This is a genomic window from Paenarthrobacter sp. NyZ202, assembly GCF_049860755.1.
In the GTDB taxonomy this organism is placed as follows: domain Bacteria; phylum Actinomycetota; class Actinomycetes; order Actinomycetales; family Micrococcaceae; genus Arthrobacter.
In genome coordinates, this window is record NZ_CP187556.1 from 2571223 (window position 1) to 2593402 (window position 22180).

Consider the following 22180-nt stretch of genomic DNA (forward strand, 5'->3'; position numbering starts at 1 on the left):
CACCGTCCCGGCCGGCTTCCACCCCGGCTTCATGCCGCGTCTGGGATATATTACAGAGCATGTTTTCCTTCAGCGTTCCCCTCGGCAAGCTGGTCCGTTCCCTGTCCCGGCTCCGTGGTGGAGGGTCGGCTTTTCCCGGGCTGGTAGTGGAGAAAATCGATCCCGGCTTCATGCAGCGGACGCTGGCCTCACTCCCCCACGGCGTGGCTGTGGTGAGCGGTACCAACGGCAAGACAACCACCACGAAAATGGTGGTGGAGCTGCTCGAAAGCCAGGGCTTGAAGGTCTTCACCAACCGCACCGGCAGCAACTTCACCCGCGGCGTCGCAGCCTCGCTGCTCGGTGATGTGGACTGGAAAGGCACCCTGGACGCCGATGTTGCCGTCCTGGAACTGGATGAGGCCCATGCCGTTCATTTCGTCAACAAGGTCCAGCCGCGCTTCAGCCTGTTGCTCAATGTCCTGCGTGACCAACTGGACCGGTTCGGCGAAATCGACAAGACCGCCAGGCTGCTGGAACACATCGCCGTCAAGACCACCGAAACCGTGGTCCTTAACCGTGAAGACCCTCGGGTAGCGCGGATCGCGGATGTCCTGGCCGGGCCTTCGGCCCCCGGAACCGCGTCTGTGCGGTACTTCGGCCTCGACGAGTCGCTCCGCAGCACCTTCCCCAACGACGACGACATGCGTACGGCGACAGGTATTGCCTCCCCCGGTACCACGGTGGACGGCACCGACGGCGACGTTCCCGCCCGCCCTGCTGCCGACGTCGTACTCCGCCGCGTTGGTGCCCAGGACGCAGACTTTGAGTTCGACGGCGAAACTGTCACCACCACCATGAAGCTGCGGGGCGTCTACAACATCTTCAACGCTGCGGCCGCCCTTTCCCTGGCCCGTGCGATCCTCCATACCGGGGCTGTGGACACACCCAAACTGGTCAAGGCGCTGGGTAACGTGGCTCCGGCCTTCGGCCGTGGTGAAAGCCTTACTGTGGACGGCCAACCGCTGGAGCTGGTGCTCGTGAAGAACCCGAGCGGTTTCCGCCTGGGCCTGAAATCCTTCCCTGCAGGCGGCTATGCCACGATGATCGCGATCAACGACAACTACGCCGATGGCCGGGACATGTCCTGGCTGTGGGACGTGGAGTTCGACTCCTTGCGCACCAACGGGGTGGACCTGCTGACCGGAGTCCGCGCCTACGACATGGCCCTTCGGCTCCAATACGACGACGTGCGTTTCGGTGGCGTGGAACCTGACATCAATGAGGCCCTGCACGCCTTCATTGACGGCTCCAGGGGCAAACCCAAGCGGATTTTCTGCACCTACACAGCCATGCTCGCCATCCGGCGCGAACTGTCCAAAATCACCATAGTTGAGGTGGTCTCATGACCTCGGAAGCCCAGCCCGGCAAGGGAACCCTTCGCGTCCTGCAGCTCTACCCCAAGGACATGAACATCTACGGGGACTGGGGCAATGCCCTGGTGCTGAAGCAGCGCATCACGTGGCACGGCTACAAGCCGGAACTGCTTGAATACAACGTAGGTGACGACTTTCCGGATGACATCGACATTATTGTCGGCGGCGGGGGCCAGGACAGCGGCCAGGTGGTTATCCAGGAGGACCTCCAGTCCCGCGCTGAGCTGCTCCGCGGCATGGCCGACGACGGCGCACCCATGTTGGTGATCTGTGGGCTGTACCAGCTTTTCGGCAAGTTCTTCAAGACCAGTGCCGGCCCGGTCATCCCTGGTATCGGCATCCTCGACGTCGAAACCCATGGAACGGACGAGCGGCTGATCGGCAACGTCATCCTCAAGTCTCCCGAGTTCGGCGATGTCCTGGGATACGAAAACCACAGCGGACAGACCACCCTGGGTTCCGGCGTCGAGCCTCTTGGAACCGTCACCAAGGGCGCCGGCAACAACAGCAAGGACGGCCACGAAGGCGCCAGGTACCGCAACGTGGTGGCCAGCTACCTCCACGGATCCCTGCTCCCGAAGAACCCGGCGATTGCCGACTTCCTGATCAGGACAGCCGCCGAACGCAGGTTCGGAACCTTCGTTCCGGGAACGCCCGACGACGACTACGCCCGCCTCGCGCGCGAGCACGCAGCCCGCCGTCCGCGGTAGGGCCTATTTCTCCTTGGTGATAAGCAGTTCGTGGGCTCCTGCTGTGGCAGCGCCCATCGACTCCACCACCGCCTTGGTGCGCTGGTGGGTGGCGGCGTCCGCCGCCGGGGAGGCGCAGACACCCTGCGGGGCGTCACTTGCCACAGAGCACCAGCGGTAAGGATCACGGACAATGACCGACGGCGCCCATGCGAGGTCGGAGGTGGTCCACTGGCCGGCTTCATTCCGGCTGAACTGTGCGCGGACCAGCAGGCCCTCGTTATTGACGACGTACCAGGGCGAGAGTTCAGTGACCCCGTTGCCCAGGCCGTAGACGATCCAGGTGCCTTTGTAGTTCTCGATCGGCAGGACAGAGTGGGTGTGGTGGCCGTAGATCATCGTGAACTGGCCACTGTCCACCAAGGCGTGGGCTACCTCCTGTTGCTGCAGGTTGGGCTCGCTGGCGTATTCGTCGCCGGCGTGCATAACACCCAGCACAATATCTGCGCCCAGGCTTCGCGCCTTGGCCGCCTTCGCGATCATGGCCGCCGGATCCAGGGCATCGACCAACCAGGGGTATTCCGGGATTTGCCCGTTGAGACCGTAGGTGCCGATGATCACGGCGACCGTGGCGGCTTCCGTTTTGAGCATCAGGATCTCCTGCGCTGCTGCTTCCGTACGGTAGGAGCCCGTGTGCTTCAGACCGGCGGCATCCAGTGCATCGAGGGTGCGGAGCAATCCTTCCGTCCCGCGGTCTATGGTGTGGTTGCTGGCCGTGGTGCAGGCCTGGTAGCCAACGTCCTTGGCGGCTGTGACGATCTGCGGCGGAACGTTGAAGGAGGGGTAGGCGGAGAACGGCCCGTCCGGGGTGGCCACCGGGGTTTCCTGGTGACAGATGGCCAGGTCGCTGTTGCGGATGTAGGGCCGCTGCCCTTCCAGGAGCGGCACGAAGGTGTACCCGGGCTGGCCCGCCGCGGCAGCATCCGCGCGGGCCTGCTGCCAGAGTTGGGTATGCACCAGCATGTCCCCGGTCACGGTGATGGACGTACAGCGGAGCGTGGGGCAGGCGGGCCCCTTACCCGGCGTTGGGGTCGGCGTTGGGGTGGGGGTCGGCGCCTGGGTTTCGGTCGGTGCGGGGGAACCGCTCTGCTCCCGCGCATCATTTTCGGCGATGACGCCGCATGCACCCATGATCAGCAAGAGCGTCGCCGCAGGGAATACGATCGCTGTCCGCTTCATTACGGCGCCCATACGTGTGATCTTGCCCATAACCGCCATCCTACGATCGCGGAGCCGGAAGTACTTGGCGCGCCACCGTTGAGGACGCGAATCTTACGGTTTTAACGAACGACGCCGGGAGGCTGCCCCTCGCGGGCGGCCCTCCGGCGTCGTTGTGCTGCTTACTACAGCCGCTTACTACCAGCCGCGTTCGGCGAGGCGGTGCGGTTGCGGGATCTCGTCGACGTTGATGCCGACCATGGCTTCACCCAGGCCGCGGGAGACCTTGGCGATCACGTCGGGATCGTCGTGGAACGTGGTGGCCTTGACGACGGCGGCCGCGCGCTGGGCCGGGTTGCCGGACTTGAAGATACCGGAACCGACGAACACACCGTCGGCGCCGAGCTGCATCATCATCGCAGCATCAGCCGGGGTCGCGATGCCACCGGCGGTGAACAGCACCACCGGGAGCTTGCCCGTTGCGGCGACTTCCTTGACCAGCTCGTACGGGGCCTGCAGTTCCTTGGCCGCAACGTACAGCTCGTCCTCGGGAAGGGCAGCGAGCTGGGCGATCTCGGTGCGGATCTTGCGCATGTGGCCGGTGGCGTTGGACACGTCGCCGGTGCCGGCTTCGCCCTTGGAGCGGATCATTGCCGCACCTTCGTTGATGCGGCGCAGCGCCTCACCGAGGTTGGTGGCACCACAGACGAAAGGCACAGTGTAGTTCCACTTGTCGATGTGGTTGATGTAATCCGCCGGGGTCAGGACCTCGGACTCGTCGATGTAGTCAACACCGAGGGACTGCAGGACCTGGGCCTCGACGAAGTGGCCGATACGGGCCTTCGCCATCACCGGGATGGACACCGCGGCAATGATCTGGTCGATCATGTCCGGATCGGACATACGGGACACGCCACCCTGGGCGCGGATATCAGCCGGAACACGCTCGAGCGCCATGACAGCCACGGCACCGGCATCCTCGGCGATGCGGGCCTGCTCGACGTTAACGACGTCCATAATGACGCCGCCCTTGAGCATCTCAGCCATGCCCCGCTTAACGCGGCTGCTGCCCGTGACGCTGTTCGCGGACGAACCGGCTTCGTTGCTTACATCTGGTGTAGACACAAAAACCCCTATGGGTAGATAACGACCTTTTGACCGGCGGCACGCACAGCACAGGACCGCAATCAACGCACACCGGGTTTTCAGGTCAAGATGACCAAGTACTAGTAATAGTAGTCGCAGGACGGGGTCCGGCAGTACTTTCATTACTGCCGCCAGCGGGTGTGAACCGCAACTGGTAGGACAGCTGCACAACAGCAGTTGAGGGACTCTGGTCAGATGCCACTTCCCTGGAAGCGCTGCTGCGTTTAGGCCTGGGCGCCGCTTCCCATGCCGTTGGCTTCGGCCATGGCCTGCTTGCGTACTGTGGCCATGCGCTGGACGATCGTGACCACGCTGGCGAGTGCCAAAAGGATCATCGTGGCGAAGAGGACTACCGGCGGAAGTCCCAGCCCCGTCAACCCGGCGACCAGGAGCACGGACGCCAACCGCTCGGCCCTTTCGGCGATCCCTACCGATGCGTGGTACCCCAAGGACTCCGCTTTGGCCCGCACGTAGGAAACCACCATGCCCAGGACGAGGCAGATGACCGATGCGGCGCCAATGGCAGCATCACCGCCCTGGGTGAAAAACCAGATGCCCAGGCCGGCGAAGATGGCACCGTCTGCGAGGCGGTCCAGGCTGGAGTCGAGGAAGTTTCCCCAGCCTCCCCTGCGCTGCTGGAGCCTGGCCATGATTCCGTCCACGACGTCGGAGAAAGCAAACACGGCGATCATCACCGAACCCCACCACAGATGCCCCATGGGATAGAGCACCAGGCCGCCAAAGATGACCCCGGCTGTTCCTGCAATGGTGACGGCGTCGGGAGACACGCCCATCTTCAGGAGCCAACGGGCTAAGGGCGTGAAGAGGGAGGTAAAGAAGCCGCGCGCATGCCTATTGAGCATTCGATTCCCCCGGCCAGGCCTCGGCCACTGCCTTACGGACCTCGTCAAGGGTCTGGGTGATGGCCTTGGTCTGGGCGATGATCGGGAAGAAGTTGCCGTCTCCACCCCAGCGCGGAACAACATGCTGGTGCAGATGGGCGGCGATTCCGGCGCCGCCGGTCACCCCTTGGTTCATCCCCAGATTGAAGCCGCTGGGGTTCGAGACCTTCCGCAGCACCCGCATGGCAGTCTGCGTAAGATCGGCGAACTCTGCAGTTTCCTCCACGGTGATGTCCGTATAGTCCGGCACATGGCGGTAGGGACAGATCAGCAGGTGTCCGGGGTTGTAGGGGAAGAGGTTGAGCACCACATAGCAGGTCCTGCCCCTGTGAACGATGAGGGATTCCTCATCGCTGCGGGTGGGACCGACGCAGAACGGGCAGTCATCCTTGTTCTTGAATTGGTCCTGCCCGCCCTTGATGTAGGCCATGCGGTGAGGAGTCCACAGTCGCTGGAACGCGTCCGGAACGCCCGCCAAGCCGAAATCATCGGTTACCCCGGCGTCGTCCGGCAGGTTGCCCGCGCCTGTGTTCTCCTCCACCGTCATCCAGTCCGTTCCGTCAGCTCTCGCGGTTCTTTACGGCGTCGACGACCCGGCGGACCGCTTCTTCCACTGGCACGCCGTTGTCCTGGCTTCCGTCGCGGAACCGGAAGGATACTGCGCCGGCCTCGGCGTCCTCACCACCGGCAATCAGGACGAACGGGATCTTGTCCTTGCTGGCGGTGCGGATCTTCTTGGGGAAACGGTCCGAGGAAATATCCACCTCGGCGCGGATCCCCGCTGCCTTCAACTGGTCCACGACATCGAACATGTAGTCGTTGAAAGCCTCAGCAACAGGGATCCCGACGACCTGGACCGGAGCCAGCCAGGCCGGGAATGCGCCGGCATAGTGCTCGGTCAGGACACCCATGAAGCGCTCCACGGAACCAAACAGCGCTCGGTGGATCATCACGGGACGCTGGCGGGTTCCATCCGCTGCCTGGTATTCAAGCTCGAAACGTTCCGGCAGGTTGAAGTCCAACTGGATGGTGGACATCTGCCAGGTACGGCCCAGGGCATCCTTGGCCTGCACTGAAATCTTCGGTCCGTAGAACGCCGCTCCGCCCGGATCCGGAACGAGTTCGAGGCCGGACGCCTCTGCTACCTCAGCCAGCGTCCGGGTGGCTTCTTCCCAAGTGGCGTCGTCCCCCACGAACTTTTCCTCGTTCTTGGTGGAGAGTTCCAGGTAGAAATCATCCAGGCCGTAATCCTTGAGGAGACCGAGGACGAAGTTCAACGTGGTGGTGAGCTCGTCCTTCATCTGCTCGCGGGTGCAGTAGATGTGGGCGTCGTCCTGTGTCATGCCCCGGACCCGGGTGAGGCCATGGACAACACCGGATTTCTCGTAGCGGTAGACAGAGCCGAATTCGAAGAGCCGCAGCGGCAGTTCACGGTAGGAACGTCCACGGGACCGGAAGATGAGGTTGTGCATGGGGCAGTTCATCGGCTTCAGGTAGTAGTCCTGGGCCGGCTTGCGCACAGTGCCGTCTTCATTCAGTTCAGCGTCGACCTGCATCGCAGGGAACATTCCGTCCTTGTACCAGTCAAGGTGGCCGGAGACCTCGTACAGGTGTCCCTTGGTGATGTGCGGGGTGTAGACGAACTCGTAACCAGCGTCGACATGGCGCTGGCGGGAGTAGTCCTCCATGGCCTTGCGGATGATGCCACCCTTGGGGTGGAACACGGGGAGGCCGGAACCGAGTTCATCCGGGAAGGAGAACAGGTCCAGTTCGACACCAAGCTTCCGGTGATCGCGGCGTTCTGCCTCGGCGATGCGTTCCTGGTAAGCCTTGAGGGCTTCCTTGGTGGGCCACGCCGTTCCGTAAATCCGCTGCAGCTGCTGGTTGTTCTGGTTGCCCAGCCAGTAGGCGGACGAGGACCGGGTCAGCGCGAAGGCGTTCGAGATGATCTTGGTATTGGGCAGGTGGGGGCCTCTGCAAAGGTCGCACCAAACGCTGTCGCCGCTCTTGCGGTCAACGTTGTCGTAAATGGTGATGTCGCCGGCGCCGACTTCAACGTTGACCCCTTCGGCGGAGTCTGCGGCGTCGTTCTTCTTGCCCAGCAGTTCGAGCTTATAGGGCTCGTTGGCCATGGCTTCGCGGGCTTCTTCTTCTGTAACGACGCGGCGGACGAACTTCTGGTTCTGGTTGATGATCTTCTGCATCATCTTTTCCAGCTGGCGCAGGTCTTCCGGAGTGAACGGTTCAGCGACGTCGAAGTCGAAGTAGAAGCCGTCGGTGATGTACGGACCGATGCCCAGCTTGGCATCCGGACGCAACTGCTGCACTGCCTGGGCCATGACGTGGGCCGTGGAGTGGCGGAGAACGTTGAGTCCGTCCGGCGATTCAATGGTGACGCCCTCCACCGTTGCACCGTCGGAAAGGGGCTGGTCAAGATCCTTGAGCACGCCATCGACACGGGCAACAACCACATCGCGGCGCTCGAAGAAGAGTTCCGCGCCGGTAGTCCCCTCCGTCACCTTGGTCTCTTCGCCATCGACGATGAGGGTGATCTGTTGGGCATCTGACACGGGTGTCTCCTATTCATTGTTGAGGCTTCATAGCTTGTGGCGTACGGGGACCACAGTCAGCCATCGTCAATCGTATCTGCTCCGGCGGAGGGGTCCAAAGCAACGTGCCGGTGCCTTGGGTCAGCTCCCAAGTCCGGTGATGGCGAGGTTCCTTGAGACGCCTGCAAGCGGTCCCGGCTCGCTGAATTCGAGTGGAATGTCGACGTCGGAGGGCAGGGTTCCCGGATATGGCAAAGTTTCCGGGCGCCCCAGGTCCCAGGCCTTGCTTGCGCTGATACTGATGCCCCGGGGACCTGTCCTTCGGGTGGTTCCCCGGATCAGGAGCAAGCGGGTGCCGAACAGCAGGGAACCCGATTCCTCCTGCGCTTCATGGAAAAAGACGCTGTCCACACAGCCAGTGCCGTCGTCGATGCTGATGAATACCACCCGGCGTCCGCCCCGCATGGGAGGGGTCTGCGTTGCAACCCGGACACCGGCCACCAGCACCTCAGTACCGTTCCTTAGCCCAAGGAGCTTGTCCGCCGTGGTGACCCCCAGCCTGTCCAGCAACGGCCGGTGGCTTTCCATCAGGTGCTCACTCACATCCACAGCCATCAGGTCCAACTCCGCGCGTACGGTTTCAACCCGTGTAGGTTCCGGCAGTTCGGGAGTGATGTTCCTCAATTCCACGTCTCCCAGATTGAAAGACAGCTGGCCAGTAACCACCTCAGGAGCTTTCCTGGCAGCACTTGTCTGCAGTGATTGCAGATGCTGGACAACGTCTGCCCTGGTTGCAGTCCCCCCAGCGTCCTTGTGCAGGGCATCGAAAGCCCCCAGCTGGGCAAGCCTCTTGATGTTTGGCTTACTGACCCTGGCCCTGGCCCGGAGATCCGCCAACGAATCGAATGGCTGTCCTGCCACAATCCGTCCCAGCTCGGTTTTGGACAGGCCGTAGATACCGGTAAGGCTCAAGCGGATACCCAGCTTGCCACGGTCAGGGCCGTCCTCCAGTTTCTCCACCCGGTATTCGGCCTTGCTGCGGTTGATGTCCAGGGGCAGGATCGGAATGCCCAGCCTTCTTGCCTCGGCCACAAGAAGCCGCTTGGGGTACATCCCGGGATCGTGCTCCCACAACCCGGCCAGAAAGGCCTCGGGATGATGGGTCTTCAACCATGCTGACTGAAAGGTTGGCACGGCGAAGGCTGCCCCATGCGCCTTGCAAAAACCAAAGCTCCCGAACGCCTTCAAGGTTCCCCAGACCTTGTCCACCACTTCGGGTGGATATTTTTTGATGGCGTGGAGGCGGAAGTATTGTTCTACTCCGGGTTCGTGGCCTTCGTCGCCCAAGGCACGCCTGAATTCATCGGCTTTGGCCAGGCCACAGCCCGTCATGACATCGAAGGTCTTCAGGATCTGTTCGTGGAAAACGGTGACCCCGTGGGTTTCTTCCAGGACAGGCTTGAGGTCGGGATGCGGATAGTTCTCAGGCGCAAATCCATGCCTGTGTTCCAGGAAGGGACGAACCATGTCGGATTTCATGGGCCCTGGCCTGAACAGGGATATGTCGATGATGAGGTCGTTGAACTCCCGTGGAGCCATCTTTCCAATGAGTTCACGCTGCCCCGGGGATTCGATCTGGAAGCAGCCCAACGTATGGGTGCTCCGGATCAGGTCATAGGTGGCCTCGTCGTCCAGGGGAACTGCATTGAGGTCGATTCTCCCATCCGGGCCGATATAGGAGGGGCCTTCACCACTGGTGCCGGTGGGATGGTTTCCGGCTGCAGTTACCTCCGCTTTGGAGGGGTGCAGGCGGATGATTTCACGCACTGCGAAGGCCATGGCACTTTGCATCCGCACTCCCAGGACATCAAGCTTCAGCATGCCCATGGGGTCCATGTCGTGTTTATCGAACTGGCTCATGGGCAAGCCGATACCACTGGGTTGCACCGGGGTGCGGTCAAGGAGGGTTGCGTCCCCCAGGATGACTCCGCAGGGATGCATGGAGATATGCCGTGGCAGCCGGTCGAGCCTCTCCGTCAGATCCACCAGGAGATCCAGCTGCTGATTTTCCTCCATGGATGTGCGCCTTGACCTGGAAGCCTCTACCCTGTCTGCAAACTCACGCAGTTCGGGCTTTTCCTCCAGGGCTTCACGGAACTTCCGGGCGGAGAACCGCCACAGCTGCTTGGCGATCTCCCCGATCTCTTCATCGGCCATGCCAAGGGCCAGGCCGGCATCCCTTACCGCACCGCGTGCCCTGTAACCGTTCTGCATGCTCATCAAGGTGACCCGCTCAGCGCCAAACCGATCGAAAATGCGCCTGTAGACGTTGTGCCGCTCGGCACTCTCGACATCGATGTCGATGTCAGGAAGCGTTGAGCGGTGTCCTGACAGGAATCTTTCGAAAATGAGGTCGTGCCTGATGGGATCCACCTGGCTGATGTCAATCAAATAATTGACCAGGCTTGAGGCGCCGGACCCCCGCGCCGCCACCCTGACGCCCATGTCGATGATCATGCGCGAAACCTCAGCGACGGTGAGGAAGTACGAGGCAAAGCCAAGTTTGCCAATGATTTCCAGTTCATGGTCCAACCGCGAGCGCACCTGCTGATAGGACTTTTCCTTGATCCCGGGGAATCGTCGGTTGATGCCGGCTTCGCAGCGTTGGGTGAGTTCAACCATGGGGTCTTGGTCGATGCCGATGATGGCGGCCTCGGGTACCACGGGCTTTTTCCAGCCCATGTCCCTGACGGGGTCCATTCGGCATTTATCGGCGAGCGCCTCGGTGTTTGAGAGGAGTTTGGTGAGTTCCGGTGCTCCGTAGCCCGCTGCGGACATGATTTCCTTGCCCAGCTGGTGCATTTGCCCCGCATTTTTGAGCCATCCTTGGCCTGTGGGTTGGAGTTGGCCTGGAGCTTGGACTTGGCCGGCAGGGAACAGTTGGGGTTCTGCTGAGAGTTCGGGGAGTGATTTGAGGGTTCGTGCGGCGTCCAGGACATCCGCGGTGGGCGCGCCGTCCTGGGCGCAGTAGCGTACGGCGTTGGTGAGGACGGCGGGGATGTTGAATTCCATGGCCAGTTTGAGCATGCGGATCGCGTGGGCGGTGCTGAGGGATTCCCCGGGTGCACTGAGATGGGAGACGGTTTCTGCAACGACGGTTCCCGGGGGCATAGCGTCAATCCACTGTTTGAAGAGGGTCCTGGGCCTGAGGTATTTCCTGCCACCCATGGCCCGGCCGACGTCGGAGTCGGGCCCGATAAGGACGGTTAGTACGGGCTTGAGGGTTTGGGGGTCCAGGGTACGGGAGGCCAATTCTTCCCGGGTGACTGCAGCGGGGATGGTTCCGCCGGCTTTTCCGGAGGTCCGGGCGTGGGCGTCGGAGACCAGTCGGCACAGGGCGCGGTAGCCTGCCCCGTTGTTGTGGCCATGGGCGAGGACGATGACGCGTCCGCCTATCTGTGTCCGGTGGTCACCGTCGGGGTCAAAGACAGCGAGGTCTGCACCAACAATGGGGTCCAGTCCTGCGTCCATGCAGGCTTTGAGGTGTTTCACGGTGCCGTAGAGACCGTCCCGGTCTGTGCAGGCGAGCGCTGTAGCTCCGTCGGCAGCGGCTGCCTGGGCGAGGTCGTCCGGCCAGGAAACTCCGTAGTGGGCGCTGAAGGCTGTGGATACGTGGAGGTGGGTGAAGCTCATGGTTCAGGGGGTCAGGCGGCTTCGTCGGGTTCAACGGCGTGTGCGGGCGCGGCGTCGTGGATGCGGAGGACCCGCCATCTTCCGCTGCCGAGGTGGCGGACGAGGTCAAGGGTGATGGGGTCGGGTTCCTGGGCTGTTGTGAGTTGGACCCGCCAGATTTCGTGGTCTACGAGTCCGGTACCGCTTCCCAGGGGTGCGCGGGTTTCTTCGGCCCACCATTGGCGGCGTTCGTACCATCGGTCCGGTTGGTTGATGACCTGGCGGCGTTGTCCTTTCCAGTGGACGTGGCTTGGTTGCCCTGTTTCTGTGCAGATGACGTCAACGGACTCGCTGAACAGTCCCATGTGAGCGCTCCTTACACCGCCGGCCGTATTCGAAAGTATGTTCGAATACAGCCAGTTTACGACGCTCGACCGACAAAACCTACTCCACGGTTTTTACCGCTGCTGCCTTGTTGGCAATCCGCTTTCCCACCTGCCTAAGCAGTGCATCACGCGCCGGTTGCATGGTCCGGGCAATTGCTGTCCGGCCCATGGCAGAGGATGCCAGACGTAGTTGCTGGGTGGGCAGCACGCGCTTCTTGTTGTAATCGGCCAAGGCATCTCTGAGCGGTAGTGCGTTAAGGAAGCTTCCCAGGGTAACTGCGTCAATCAGGGATTCGCAGGCTCCGCGGCCAGGTTGGGGGTCATGGCATGGGCCGCGTCTCCGATCAGTACCACGTTGCGCCGTGTATACCGTGCCAGCGGCGGTGCAATCCAGATTCTTTGTGCCAGGGTGGTTTCAGCTGTGGCTTGGGCAAGGACATGTTGCACTGCTGCGGCGTGGCCGGAAAACAGCCGGCGGGTGGTATCGAGCGCCTCAGGAACATCGACCTGGTCAGGTCCCGGGCCGGATCGGAACGATGCGTACCAGTTGGTGCCCTCCCCCGCCGGGGCAAGCCCGAAGAGGTTTCCCCGCCCCCAGTACTCCCCCACGTCTTCGGGTGAAGGATTGCCCGGGATCACTCCCCGGACCGCCAGGACGGGTGTGGGCCTGGCTACCGCCCGCGAACCCCAGTGCGTGCGGCGGACAACACTGTGGACCCCGTCTGCACCTACGGTCAGCCAGGAATCCCGAGGAAGCCGCTCGACCCGCCCGGTAACGCGTTGCACTGTGGTGGGGACGGCGGAATCGAGCAACTTGAGGAGGGCTGGGCGCGGTATTCCGAGGAGGGTATCTCCTTCCATGGACAGCATCGCTTGCCCTGAGGGGTCGCGGAGGGCCCCTGAAGCCAGCTTTGTTCCTGCGTCACGGAGTTGATCCAGGAGCCTAAGCCTGGCGATTGCGGCCTGGGCGCCGGCCCACATGGCGAGTGTTGTTCCGACGCTGGGCAGTTCCGGCCGTTGCTCATGGAGGGTGACGGCGAACCGCTCCGGATCAAGGATTCCCGCTAATGCCAGTCCGGCTATACCCCCGCCGATGATGTCCACGTGCACCTCCAATTACTTCCGTAACCGGGCCGCTTTGGTGGCAGCCGCCGTCGATCGCGTAGAGCAGCAGGACATGCACCTTCTGCGGCATTTCGGCACGGAAGAACCCCCGACGACGGTCGCTGCCTTGGCGGAGCAGCTCGCCACCGCGGTGTTGACACTGGCCACCGACCATGCGGACCTGACCCGTGCCCGGTTCGCCTTCGCCTTGGACCAGCCCGGGGTCGTCACGGCCGGCCATGAACGGATGCTGGGTGGAATGGAAATGCTGCTGGAGTCCATGGGCCTGCCCAGGGCGAGGTTGCGGGCCGAGGCTGTGGCCGACTACAGCGACGGCTTGGCCATGCACCTGCTGACAGCCCGGCGCGGACAGCACCCTGACCACGCAACCGTTGCCGCCAATATACGTCGACTCCTGGAAGGATGATGGCGCCCCGGAGGGACCCAAGGGGTGGACGGAGGCGGGTCGGCAGAGCAGGATTGTGGCATGAGCAACCATGACGCACTCCTGAAGCAGGTCAGCATCACCGCCACGGAAGACAACCTCGTGGCCAGGTTCGAAATCGAAGGCGATATACCAGGCTCAGGCGCTTACGTCGTGGGCCTGGTAGCTGCCAGCGAGGATTACTCGTCGCAACGACGGCTGGGCATCGAGTTCATGAATGGTGAAGCAATTTCGTTCTATTCCTTCAACCACTCACAAAGCGCTGAGGAAAACTACGACATCAAGGGCGTAGAGCACAGCGGCAGTGTCATCACCGGCAACTTCCCCAAGGCAGCCATCGGCGGGCTCAGTGATGACCACGTGCTCACAGCGTTCAGTGAAGCCGACGGCCGCGACTTCCAGTCCGGCGTGCCGGTCACCGAAAAGCTCTGACCGCCTAGAAGAGCGCCTCGACCGGCCGGATCAGCTCGGGAGAGTTGTTCCGGACATTTCCGACGGCGGCCCCCACCGCATCCAGCGTCCAGTCGGCGGCCGCGTCATGCGCCCGCGAGCGGACCATGTCCACCAAAGCCGCTGCGTCGTCCTGCCGGGGGTCAAGCCAGGCTTCCATCGTTTCAGCACCCATGGGCAGCGGGACCCGGTCATGCAAAGCCGTCAATTCATCGAAGACTGAAGCGCTGCGCCGGGTGCGGGCAGATTCAGCGGTTGGCGTGTCAGCAGTGATGATCGACATGGAGAGCAGCCACCGCGCGGGATCGTCTTCCGGCAGGGACTGGTCCTTCCACCATTCGTAAAGGCCGGCGAAAACAACCCCTTCACCGTTTCCTGGATGCACATAGTAGGGTTGCTTGTTCTTGCCTTCGCCCTTTTTCCACTCGTAGTAGCCATCGGCCGGGACGGCGCAACGCCGGGCGGCAGCAGCCTTCCGGAACGAGGGTTTCTCCAGGAGGGTTTCGCTGCGGGCGTTGATGAGCCGGGCCCCGCCCTTGGCATCCTTGGCCCAGGAAGGTACCAAACCCCACTTCGCCAGGTGAAGTTGGCGCTTCACCCCTTCTGCCATATCCCGTTCCAGGACAATGGGAACGGTGTCCGTCGGGGCCACGTTCCAGGACTTTTCCAAGGCGATTTCGTTCTCGAGTTCGGCGTCGAATTCAGCCAGCAGGTCACCCACGGCACGCGCCATCACATAACGTCCACACATGCGAACAGTCTGCCCTGTCCCCGGCCGGCACACCAGCAAGCATGTGACGTAACCGGCCGACGGGAATTATCCGCCACCGGGTTACCGTTGTTACCGACGAACCACCTTGAAGACGACACAGAGGAGAGCTCCGTGGATTTCACCCCCGAGTCCGGCACCATCACCATGTTCTCGACCACCTGGTGCGGTTACTGCAACCGCCTCAAGAAGCAGCTTGACGCCAAGGGCATCGGCTACACAGAGATCAACATCGAGGAAGTGGAAGGCACTGCCGAACTGGTGGAGCAGCTCAACGGCGGCAACCGCACCGTACCCACCGTTCTTTTCCCGGACGGCACCGCGGCAACCAACCCGTCTGCATCGGACGTGGAATCCCGCCTCGCCGCCTAGGCACCAGGCCTGTTTGATGGGCAGGCGGGCAAGCGTGATAGACAGGGAGGGAAGCTGTTGGGACCGCACGTCCCGGCAGCACTCCCCGCTATCCGCGAGTCCGAAGGGAACCCTTGATGGTCCACTCTGTCCAAGGCGTCGTCGTACGCTCCAAAGGCGCACCAGCAACACTTGAAACCGTCCTCGTCCCGGACCCGGGACCGGGCGAGGCATTGGTCGACATCCTCACCAGCGGAGTCTGCCACACCGACCTGCACTACAAGCTCGGCGGCATCAGTGACGACTTCCCGTTCCTGCTGGGCCATGAGGCCACGGGCGTGGTCAGCGCCGTGGGTCCGGACGTCACTGACATTGCCCCTGGTGACCGGGTGGTCCTGAACTGGCGTGCCGTCTGCGGGACCTGCCGGGCGTGCGCCAAGGGGCAGCCGCAATACTGCTTCAACACGCACAACGCCACGCAGAAGATGACCCTCGAGGACGGCACTGAACTCTCGCCCGCCCTCGGTATCGGTGCTTTTATCGAAAAAACCCTCGTGGCCGCCGGCCAGTGCACCAAAGTCGACCCCGACGCCGATGCCGCCGCTGTCGGTTTGCTCGGCTGCGGCGTCATGGCAGGCATCGGAGCAGCCATTAACACCGGAGAGGTCAAGCGGGGCGAGTCCGTGGCCGTGATCGGCTGCGGCGGCGTAGGCGTCGCCGCGATTGCGGGTGCTGCCCTGGCCGGCGCCACCACGATCATTGCCGTCGATATCGATCCCAAGAAGCTCGAACGGGCCAAGGACCTCGGGGCTACCCACACGGTCGATTCGTCGTCCACCGACCCTGTCGAGCAGATCCGCGCCCTGACCGGGGGCTTCGGCGCCGACGTCGTCATCGACGCCGTGGGCCGGCCGGAAACCTACAAGCAGGCGTTCTATGCCCGTGACCTCGCCGGACGCGTGGTCCTGGTGGGTGTGCCCACCCCGGACATGACCCTTGAACTGCCCCTGCTGGATGTGTTCGGACGCGGTGGCGCCCTCAAGTCCTCGTGGTACGGCGACTGCCTGCCCTCCCGCGACTTCCCCCTGCTCGTGGACCTCTACAAGCAAGGGAAACTCGACCTGGACGCTTTCGTCACCGAACGCATCACCATCGACCAGGTGGAAGAAGCCTTCGACAAGATGCACCACGGTGATGTCCTGCGATCGGTGGTGGAACTGTGAGCAAGGACAGCGTGAGCATAGACCGCGTCATCACCTCGGGAACGTTCTCGCTGGACGGCGGAACCTGGGACGTGGACAACAACGTCTGGATCATCGGCGACGACACCGAGTGCGTCGTTATTGACCCGGCGCACGACCCTGCCGCGATTGCCCAAACCGTCAACGGCCGCACCGTCAAAGCCATCCTGCTGACTCACGGGCACGACGACCACATCCGCTTCGCCGGCGAATTCCGGGACCTCGTCAAGGCACCCATCCACCTCCACCGCGAAGACTGGATGCTGTGGCAGGCCGTGTTCCCGGACACCGACCCTGACCACGCGATCGACGACGGACAGGAATTCGCCGTAGCCGGCACCACCCTGCGGGCCATTCACACCCCGGGCCACTCCCCCGGGTCAGTGTCCTTCCACCTCCCGGACGAAGGCACACTGTTCAGCGGTGACACCCTCTTCAACGGCGGGCCTGGGGCCACGGGACGCTCCTACAGCGACTTCCCCACGATCATCGAGTCCATCCGCACACGGCTGCTGACCCTCCCCGGCGAAACAGTCGTTCGGACCGGGCACGGGGACTCCACGACGATCGCCGACGAGGCACCGCACCTGGACGAGTGGATCGCCAGGGGTCACTGACCCCCGGGTTCCTACGGCAGGAGAGTCCGGAAGTCGCCGTCGTGGATGTCACCGTAGGCACGGTAGGCATCCACCACGGCGGCTTCCACCGCCGTGACGTCCACGTGCGGCAGCAAATCGTTGGCAGCCCCCGCCGTGGCAGGGTCCCACTCCAGGCCCAAAGCGTCATAAGTGGCGGTGAGGACATCCCGGATCGGACCGGAGTCCTCCACCACAATCACGGAACTGAAGAGCCAGCCGCCTGACACCACGCGCTGGGCGGTACCGATCAGCTTGATGCGGTGGGCAGGAAAGTCCGGATCCTCACCGTGCACGCTGAACTCGCCGGGGCAATACTCGCCCGGGATTTCCCCAACGGCAGCATGCACGCCCACGCCGCGAAGCGCTCCTGCCAGCAACTCACCGAACTGGGAGAACCGGGCTTTTGCCCGGACAATCGCGTCCGGGTGGGGCTCCACGTGGTCGATCACCAACGTCCCTTGATGGTACGCAGCCGCCCGCCCGCCGGCTTTCCGTACCAGCGGCTCAAAGCCACGCACCCGGCATGCTTCCTCGGCGGCCGCAAAACCCGGCAGCTTGGCATCCCGCTGTCCGAACGCCACGGTAGGTTGCGGCCGGTACAACCGCAGGCATGGCCCGAGCCGGCCGCTGCGGGCCCGCTGCAGCAACTCAAGCGCGAAGTCCAGATCTTCTGCCGCTCCCAGCGATTCCGGCTGGCGGTACAGGGTGAGTTGCGGTTTCTCCGAAACCACCGGGTTTCCTTCAGTCATCAGCTTTTCCTCAAGGTGAGGATCTGCTCGGCCCGGCCGAAGGGACCGTCCACGTCGTGGAGGACCGTGGACGTCAGGCCGATGCCGTCAGCGCCAAACGACACTTTGTTGTCCAGCCCCAGCCATTCGCCTGACGGTGCACGGTACATGTGGATCTGCAGGTCCACGTTCGGGAAGATGTAGCTGTCCCCGCCCGGCGGGACGCGGGCGGCGATCCCGTTGGCGGTATCAACCAGGCCCATGAGCCTGGCCACATCGCTGCTGTCTGCCCGGTCGGTCAGCGGATGGTGGGTCCGGATCCATACCTTGCCGGAACCAGGGCGGTGCCCTTCGGCGATCCTCATCTCCAGGGACCGGATATACCCGCCGGGCCAGACGCTGGCGCCATCCCATGGCTTGCATTCGTCGGGAGCGGGCATGGCCTCGTCCTCCACCGCGGCAACGGCACTGGTGTCGCTGGTAATCATGCGCCACGCCGAGGCCCGGATAGCTACCCGACCGCCGGCCGACAACTCGGCCCCGATGAGCTCAATGGTCCTGCCCGGGCGGAGCGTGGAGGTGGTGACCTCGAATTCACCGCCGGGGATCAGGCCGAGGATCTCGAAGCTGATGCGGGCCAGCCGGACATCTTCCCGCGGCTCGTGGCGCAGCAGAGCGTCTGCCACAATGCCGGAAGCGGGGGCCATGTGCTGTTCGTGCGGATTCCAGGCACCCTGTGCGTGGAGGGTGGAACGGTAACGCCCGCCACCCAATGTCTGGTAGTAGAAGTTGCCTTCCGCGAGTTCCGGTAATGCAGTAGTCAACCCGAGCCTTTCGCCGATCCAGCAGTGGAACTCAGACCACTGTATCCGCTGACTTGGCAGCCGACCGACGCCGTCGGGATACGACCACCACCGCCACCAGGACGGCTAGTCCTGCCGCTGCCACCGCCGCGCCCACGGGAGAAGCCGCCGCAACAGCAAGCCATGCCTCGATGGCGGCCAGCCCGATCGTGGCGTACAACAGTGCCCACAGGACCGACCCCGCAATGGCTGCCGGAAGATAACGCCGCAACGGCATCCGGGCAGCACCGGCGGCGAGGTTGACGGCCGTCTGGAGGCCTACGGTCAGGAAGGAAACCACGACGGCGTATGGTCCCCACCGCTGGATCAGCGCCTGGGCCCGGGCTGCTTTGGGGCGCTGCAGCGAAGAACCGAACCGCGTATGGGACAAGCCGGCGGCCGCACCCCGCCCCAGCCAATAGGTGGCGTTGACGCGGATCATGACGATTGCGAAAAGCGCGGCAAGTGCCACGCCGAAGGGCAAGCTCATGATCTGGTCCACGGACTTAGGCTACCCTAAGACGCTGGGTGTCGCGTCCGCGGTCACGGGTTGATGCTCCTAGGATGAAAGGCATGGACCTCCGCGAAGCTGCCCACCGGCTCTATGCGGTCATGCCGCGTGAATTCACCGCGGAGCGGACCGCACTGGCCCGCAAAGCGAAGGACCAAGGGGACAATGACCTCGCCAAGGACATCGCGGGTCTCCCCAAGCCTGCCGCCGGCGCCTGGGCCATCAACATGCTGGCCCAACACCGGCCCGAGGTGATTGACGGCGTCGTGCGTTTCGGCGCATCCCTGCGGGAAGCGCAAGCCGGGGGCGATGCGGAGGCGTTCCGCGAACTGGGCCAGCAGCGCCAGGGCCGGCTGGGTGCCGCCGTGCACGAGGCAAAGGACCTGGCCTCCATGCTGGGAACTCCGCTGAGCGCCGCCGCGGCCGCCGATGCTGAACAAACCCTCCGGGCGGCCATGGCAGATGCCGGCGCGGCCTCGGCCGTAGCCACGGGCAGGCTGGTCCGCGGACTGAGCAGCAGCGGTTTCGAGGCAGTGGACCTCACTGATGCCGTGGCCGCAGCCGGCCCGGGTGAGGCGACTGCGGCAGAATCCCCCGTGGTGGCACCGCCTGCCAAACCCGCCGCGGCACGGAAGGAAAAGAAGGCATCCGCGCCCCCTGCACGCAAGAAGGAAGCCGGGGAGCAGGCCACGTCCCTTGCAGAGCGCAGGGCCGCGAAAAAGCGGGAGCAACTTGGGGAGGCCCGCAGCGAATTCGAGGCAGCCGACAAACAAGCGCGTGAGGCCGAAGACGCCGCCTCGAAAGCCTGGGACACGGTCAAGGATCTGGAGGAACGCAGGAAAGCCCTGGAATCGGAGATCGCCGATGCCCGGAAAATCCTTGCAGCCCTCGAAGCGGAACTGATCGGTACCACACGGGACGCCGAAACCGCGGAATCAGCCAGGAAGCAAGCCGTCAGGACAGCCACGCAGCAACGGAGGGCCGCCGATCAGGTCCAGCGGCGCGTCGATCGGTTGTCCTAGTCCTTGTTCTTGCCCGGCGACGTCTTCAGATGGTGCGTTGCGGGACCTTCCAGGTACTTGCCTTCCGGCGTGAACCTCGAGCCATGCAGCGGGCAGTCCCACGATTTTTCGGCGTCGTTCCAGCTGAGGATCCCGCCCAGGTGGGAACACACGGCCGAAACCTTGCACACCTTTCCATCGACTGTTGACACAGCTGCAGGTTCACCCTTGTAAAGGCCCACGACGCCGGTTCCCTCCGAGGGCCGCGTCTGGTCCGTGATTTCCGGGTTGCTGCGGATCCTCGCCTGGTCCTCCACCAGGCGCTTGGCCACGCCGGCGTTCAACCGGATCGCTTCCGCAGCTCCCTTGGGGGACGTGGTCCGGTGGTGGATCACCCGCGCCCAGTCCGACTGGCCGCCCAGAATGTCGGAGGTGATGGACAGCGCAGCGGCGACTCCGTTGCTCATGCCCCACTTGTTGTAGCCTGTGCCGAAAAAGATCCTGCCGTGACCGCGGGGCAGTTTGCCGAAAAACGGCATGAGGTTGGTGGCCCTGTAATCCTGCGCAGACCAGGTGTGCGTGGCCTGCGCCCCCGGATAGTGCTGTTGCGCCCACCCCAGCAGCTCGTCCAGATGGGCCTTGGGTGACGCCGCCCTGCCTCCGGTGTGCCCATATCCGCCCACCAGGAGAAGCTCACCTTCAGCCACGGGCTGGGTCCGCTGGGACCGGGTGGGGGAATCGATCGAGAGGTACATGGCCTGTGGCAGCGGCATCCCTTCGGGTAGCCGGAGCGCCGCGGCATAGGAACGGTTGGGTTCAAGCTTGGCAAAGTAGAGGCCGCGGTCCAGGATCGGGGTCCCCGTGGCGACCACCACGGTATCGGCCGTAAAGGCCCCTTTCCGGGTGGTCACTTCCAAGGGGTCCCCGGCTCCGACGTTCTGGACCTGGATGTCCTCGACGATCAGGCCGCCGTGCCCGCGGATGTCGCCCGCCAGCGTATCGATGACCTCCATCGGATGGATTTGTGCCTGGCCTTCGAGCTCCAACGCTTCCACCACGGGGAACGGAAGGGCAGCGTCGCGGCTGAAGTGCACATCGAGTCCTGCGTCGCGCGAAACCGCAGCTTCCTTGCGCAGCTGCCGCGCGCCGTCGTCGCTGGTTGCGAACGTCACCGCCGTCCGGCGCTGGAACGGGATGCCTTGCTGCTCCATGTACTGCATCAGCCATGCCTGGCCCGTCCGGTTGGCTTCAACATATGCCTGCACCACCTTGAGGGAGTACTGGCTGCGCAATGATGACAACGCACCGCCCTGCAGGAGGCTCAGCTTGCCGGTCGTGTGGCCGGTGGTCACGGCCCCCAGGGTCCTGGCTTCGAATACCGCCACCCTCTGGCCGGCGCGGGACAACAGCAGTGCAGCCACCATGCCCGTCAGCCCTGCACCCACCACTATGGTGTCGAAATGTTTGCGGTCAGGGATCGCATCGGACGTAAAGGTGGACTCCCGGTCCAGCCACAGCGATTTCATTCGAACAACCTGCCTCTCAATTCACGGAATTGGCGTCTGGCATGCGTTGCAGGAAACGCTAGGCGGGTCCGCGGCGCTAATCAAGGGGCAGGGCTGCCCACTGCGAGCGCGGCGGCTCGGTTCAACCAGGGGTCGGAGTCTTGTGACCACCGCTCCACCACGCGCTGGGCACGTTCTTTTGCCTGCCCGTCGAGCCTGTCAAGCAGTGGCCTGATGACGTCTGTTGCCAGCGGGTCCACCAGTTCGGGAGTCCCTGACTGGCGGAGGAATCCTTCCAGGCGGGTCAGGTCGGTGTTCAGCAGGAGCCCTGCTTTGCTTTGCAGCAGGACTATTGCCGCCAGCCGGCGTTCAAAGACGGGTACGGACCAGAGTTCGGAGCCCAAGGCGGTTACCTGGTCATGGTCCAGGTCTTTGTGCCGTTTGAGGGCGTCCCTGACCGTGCCCCGCACGGCGCCCATGGAAGCGCCGTAGACATCCATGAGGTTCCCCAGCCGCTCCCGCGCCTCATGCTCCTTCTCCCAGGAGGATTCGCGTTGGAGGGTGTAATCGATGAAGTCCCCGGCCGCACTCACCCGCCTATTTTGTCAGTGCCTTCCC

Annotated in this window: 23 protein-coding genes; 8 read left to right on the plus strand and 15 right to left on the minus strand. The window is 63.5% G+C overall.

The window, feature by feature from the left end:
• Positions 1 to 59 precede the first annotated feature (59 nt).
• Together ACPFL9_RS11880 and ACPFL9_RS11885 are read left to right on the plus strand one after the other, a co-directional pair.
• Entirely contained in the window at positions 60 to 1388 is a 1329-nt protein-coding gene (locus ACPFL9_RS11880) for a MurT ligase domain-containing protein (protein WP_426002868.1), read from the plus strand.
• Complete coding sequence (locus ACPFL9_RS11885; protein ID WP_426002869.1) at positions 1385 to 2125, plus strand: type 1 glutamine amidotransferase; 741 nt, start codon at positions 1385 to 1387, stop codon at positions 2123 to 2125. The genes ACPFL9_RS11880 and ACPFL9_RS11885 overlap by 4 nt, the downstream gene beginning before the upstream one ends.
• A gap of 3 nt (positions 2126 to 2128) precedes the next feature.
• On the opposite strand, the gene ACPFL9_RS11890 is transcribed toward ACPFL9_RS11885, so the two are convergent.
• From ACPFL9_RS11890 to ACPFL9_RS11930, 9 genes are all read right to left on the minus strand, one after another.
• The gene (locus ACPFL9_RS11890) at positions 2129 to 3382 is read right to left on the minus strand and encodes a CapA family protein (RefSeq protein ID WP_426002870.1); all 1254 of its coding nucleotides are present in this window, start codon (positions 3380 to 3382) and stop codon (positions 2129 to 2131) included.
• A 138-nt stretch (positions 3383 to 3520) separates the two neighbouring features.
• Positions 3521 to 4447 carry a pyridoxal 5'-phosphate synthase lyase subunit PdxS gene (pdxS, locus tag ACPFL9_RS11895; protein ID WP_426002872.1) on the minus strand — a complete coding sequence of 309 codons (927 nt, stop codon included), beginning with the start codon at positions 4445 to 4447 and terminating at the stop codon, positions 3521 to 3523.
• 245 nt (positions 4448 to 4692) lie between these two features.
• Positions 4693 to 5331, minus strand: a complete 639-nt coding sequence (pgsA, locus tag ACPFL9_RS11900; protein WP_426002873.1) for a phosphatidylinositol phosphate synthase — start codon at positions 5329 to 5331, stop codon at positions 4693 to 4695.
• Complete coding sequence (locus tag ACPFL9_RS11905; RefSeq protein WP_426002874.1) at positions 5321 to 5911, minus strand: HIT family protein; 591 nt, start codon at positions 5909 to 5911, stop codon at positions 5321 to 5323. The genes pgsA and ACPFL9_RS11905 overlap by 11 nt, the downstream gene beginning before the upstream one ends.
• A gap of 19 nt (positions 5912 to 5930) precedes the next feature.
• Entirely contained in the window at positions 5931 to 7940 is a 2010-nt protein-coding gene (gene thrS / locus ACPFL9_RS11910) for a threonine--tRNA ligase (protein ID WP_426002876.1), read from the minus strand.
• 120 nt (positions 7941 to 8060) lie between these two features.
• Positions 8061 to 11612 (minus strand): DNA polymerase III subunit alpha, encoded by a 3552-nt coding sequence (locus ACPFL9_RS11915; RefSeq protein ID WP_426002877.1) that lies wholly within the window; start codon positions 11610 to 11612, stop codon positions 8061 to 8063.
• 11 nt (positions 11613 to 11623) lie between these two features.
• A complete protein-coding gene (locus tag ACPFL9_RS11920; protein ID WP_426002878.1) occupies positions 11624 to 11956 on the minus strand; it encodes a DUF6504 family protein in 333 nt (110 codons plus the stop codon).
• A gap of 79 nt (positions 11957 to 12035) precedes the next feature.
• On the minus strand, positions 12036 to 12209 hold the full coding sequence (locus ACPFL9_RS11925; protein WP_426002879.1) for a hypothetical protein: 174 nt from the start codon (positions 12207 to 12209) through the stop codon (positions 12036 to 12038).
• A gap of 53 nt (positions 12210 to 12262) precedes the next feature.
• The gene (locus ACPFL9_RS11930) at positions 12263 to 13081 is read right to left on the minus strand and encodes an FAD-dependent monooxygenase (RefSeq protein ID WP_426002880.1); all 819 of its coding nucleotides are present in this window, start codon (positions 13079 to 13081) and stop codon (positions 12263 to 12265) included.
• Here ACPFL9_RS11930 and ACPFL9_RS11935 point away from each other — a divergent pair.
• On the plus strand, positions 13071 to 13508 hold the full coding sequence (locus ACPFL9_RS11935) for a TetR/AcrR family transcriptional regulator (protein ID WP_426002881.1): 438 nt from the start codon (positions 13071 to 13073) through the stop codon (positions 13506 to 13508). The genes ACPFL9_RS11930 and ACPFL9_RS11935 overlap by 11 nt on opposite strands.
• A 60-nt stretch (positions 13509 to 13568) precedes the next feature.
• Complete coding sequence (locus ACPFL9_RS11940) at positions 13569 to 13958, plus strand: hypothetical protein (RefSeq protein WP_426002882.1); 390 nt, start codon at positions 13569 to 13571, stop codon at positions 13956 to 13958.
• 4 nt (positions 13959 to 13962) lie between these two features.
• On the opposite strand, the gene ACPFL9_RS11945 is transcribed toward ACPFL9_RS11940, so the two are convergent.
• Positions 13963 to 14709 carry an SOS response-associated peptidase gene (locus ACPFL9_RS11945; RefSeq protein ID WP_426007545.1) on the minus strand — a complete coding sequence of 249 codons (747 nt, stop codon included), beginning with the start codon at positions 14707 to 14709 and terminating at the stop codon, positions 13963 to 13965.
• Between the two features lie 150 nt (positions 14710 to 14859).
• On the opposite strand from ACPFL9_RS11945, the gene ACPFL9_RS11950 reads away from it, so the two are divergent.
• The 3 genes from ACPFL9_RS11950 (at position 14860) to ACPFL9_RS11960 (ending at position 16954) form a co-directional block, all read left to right on the plus strand.
• On the plus strand, positions 14860 to 15117 hold the full coding sequence (locus ACPFL9_RS11950) for a mycoredoxin (protein ID WP_426002883.1): 258 nt from the start codon (positions 14860 to 14862) through the stop codon (positions 15115 to 15117).
• A gap of 116 nt (positions 15118 to 15233) precedes the next feature.
• Positions 15234 to 16319, plus strand: coding sequence for an S-(hydroxymethyl)mycothiol dehydrogenase (locus ACPFL9_RS11955; RefSeq protein WP_426002885.1), 1086 nt, complete (start codon positions 15234 to 15236; stop codon positions 16317 to 16319).
• Positions 16316 to 16954 carry an MBL fold metallo-hydrolase gene (locus ACPFL9_RS11960; RefSeq protein ID WP_426002886.1) on the plus strand — a complete coding sequence of 213 codons (639 nt, stop codon included), beginning with the start codon at positions 16316 to 16318 and terminating at the stop codon, positions 16952 to 16954. The genes ACPFL9_RS11955 and ACPFL9_RS11960 overlap by 4 nt, the downstream gene beginning before the upstream one ends.
• An 11-nt stretch (positions 16955 to 16965) precedes the next feature.
• Here ACPFL9_RS11960 and ACPFL9_RS11965 read toward each other — a convergent pair whose 3' ends face one another.
• Genes ACPFL9_RS11965 through ACPFL9_RS11975 form a run of 3 tightly spaced genes read right to left on the minus strand, consistent with a single transcriptional unit; the run spans position 16966 to position 19047 of the window.
• Positions 16966 to 17724: a lipoate--protein ligase family protein gene (locus ACPFL9_RS11965; protein WP_426002888.1), complete on the minus strand. Its 759-nt coding sequence runs from the start codon at positions 17722 to 17724 to the stop codon at positions 16966 to 16968.
• A complete protein-coding gene (locus ACPFL9_RS11970) occupies positions 17724 to 18527 on the minus strand; it encodes a thioesterase family protein (protein WP_426002890.1) in 804 nt (267 codons plus the stop codon). Before ACPFL9_RS11970 ends, ACPFL9_RS11965 begins: the two co-directional genes overlap by 1 nt.
• Before the next feature lie 31 nt (positions 18528 to 18558).
• Positions 18559 to 19047, minus strand: a complete 489-nt coding sequence (locus ACPFL9_RS11975) for a DedA family protein (RefSeq protein WP_426002892.1) — start codon at positions 19045 to 19047, stop codon at positions 18559 to 18561.
• Between the two features lie 71 nt (positions 19048 to 19118).
• Between ACPFL9_RS11975 and ACPFL9_RS11980 the strand changes: the two genes are divergently transcribed.
• Complete coding sequence (locus ACPFL9_RS11980; protein WP_426002893.1) at positions 19119 to 20078, plus strand: hypothetical protein; 960 nt, start codon at positions 19119 to 19121, stop codon at positions 20076 to 20078.
• Here the strand turns inward: ACPFL9_RS11980 and ACPFL9_RS11985 are convergent.
• The gene (locus tag ACPFL9_RS11985; RefSeq protein ID WP_426002895.1) at positions 20075 to 21583 is read right to left on the minus strand and encodes an FAD-dependent oxidoreductase; all 1509 of its coding nucleotides are present in this window, start codon (positions 21581 to 21583) and stop codon (positions 20075 to 20077) included. The two genes, ACPFL9_RS11980 and ACPFL9_RS11985, sit on opposite strands and share 4 nt — an antisense overlap.
• Positions 21584 to 21663: 80 nt before the next feature.
• Entirely contained in the window at positions 21664 to 22155 is a 492-nt protein-coding gene (locus ACPFL9_RS11990) for a DNA alkylation repair protein (protein ID WP_426002897.1), read from the minus strand.
• Between the last annotated feature and the right edge of the window lie 25 nt (positions 22156 to 22180).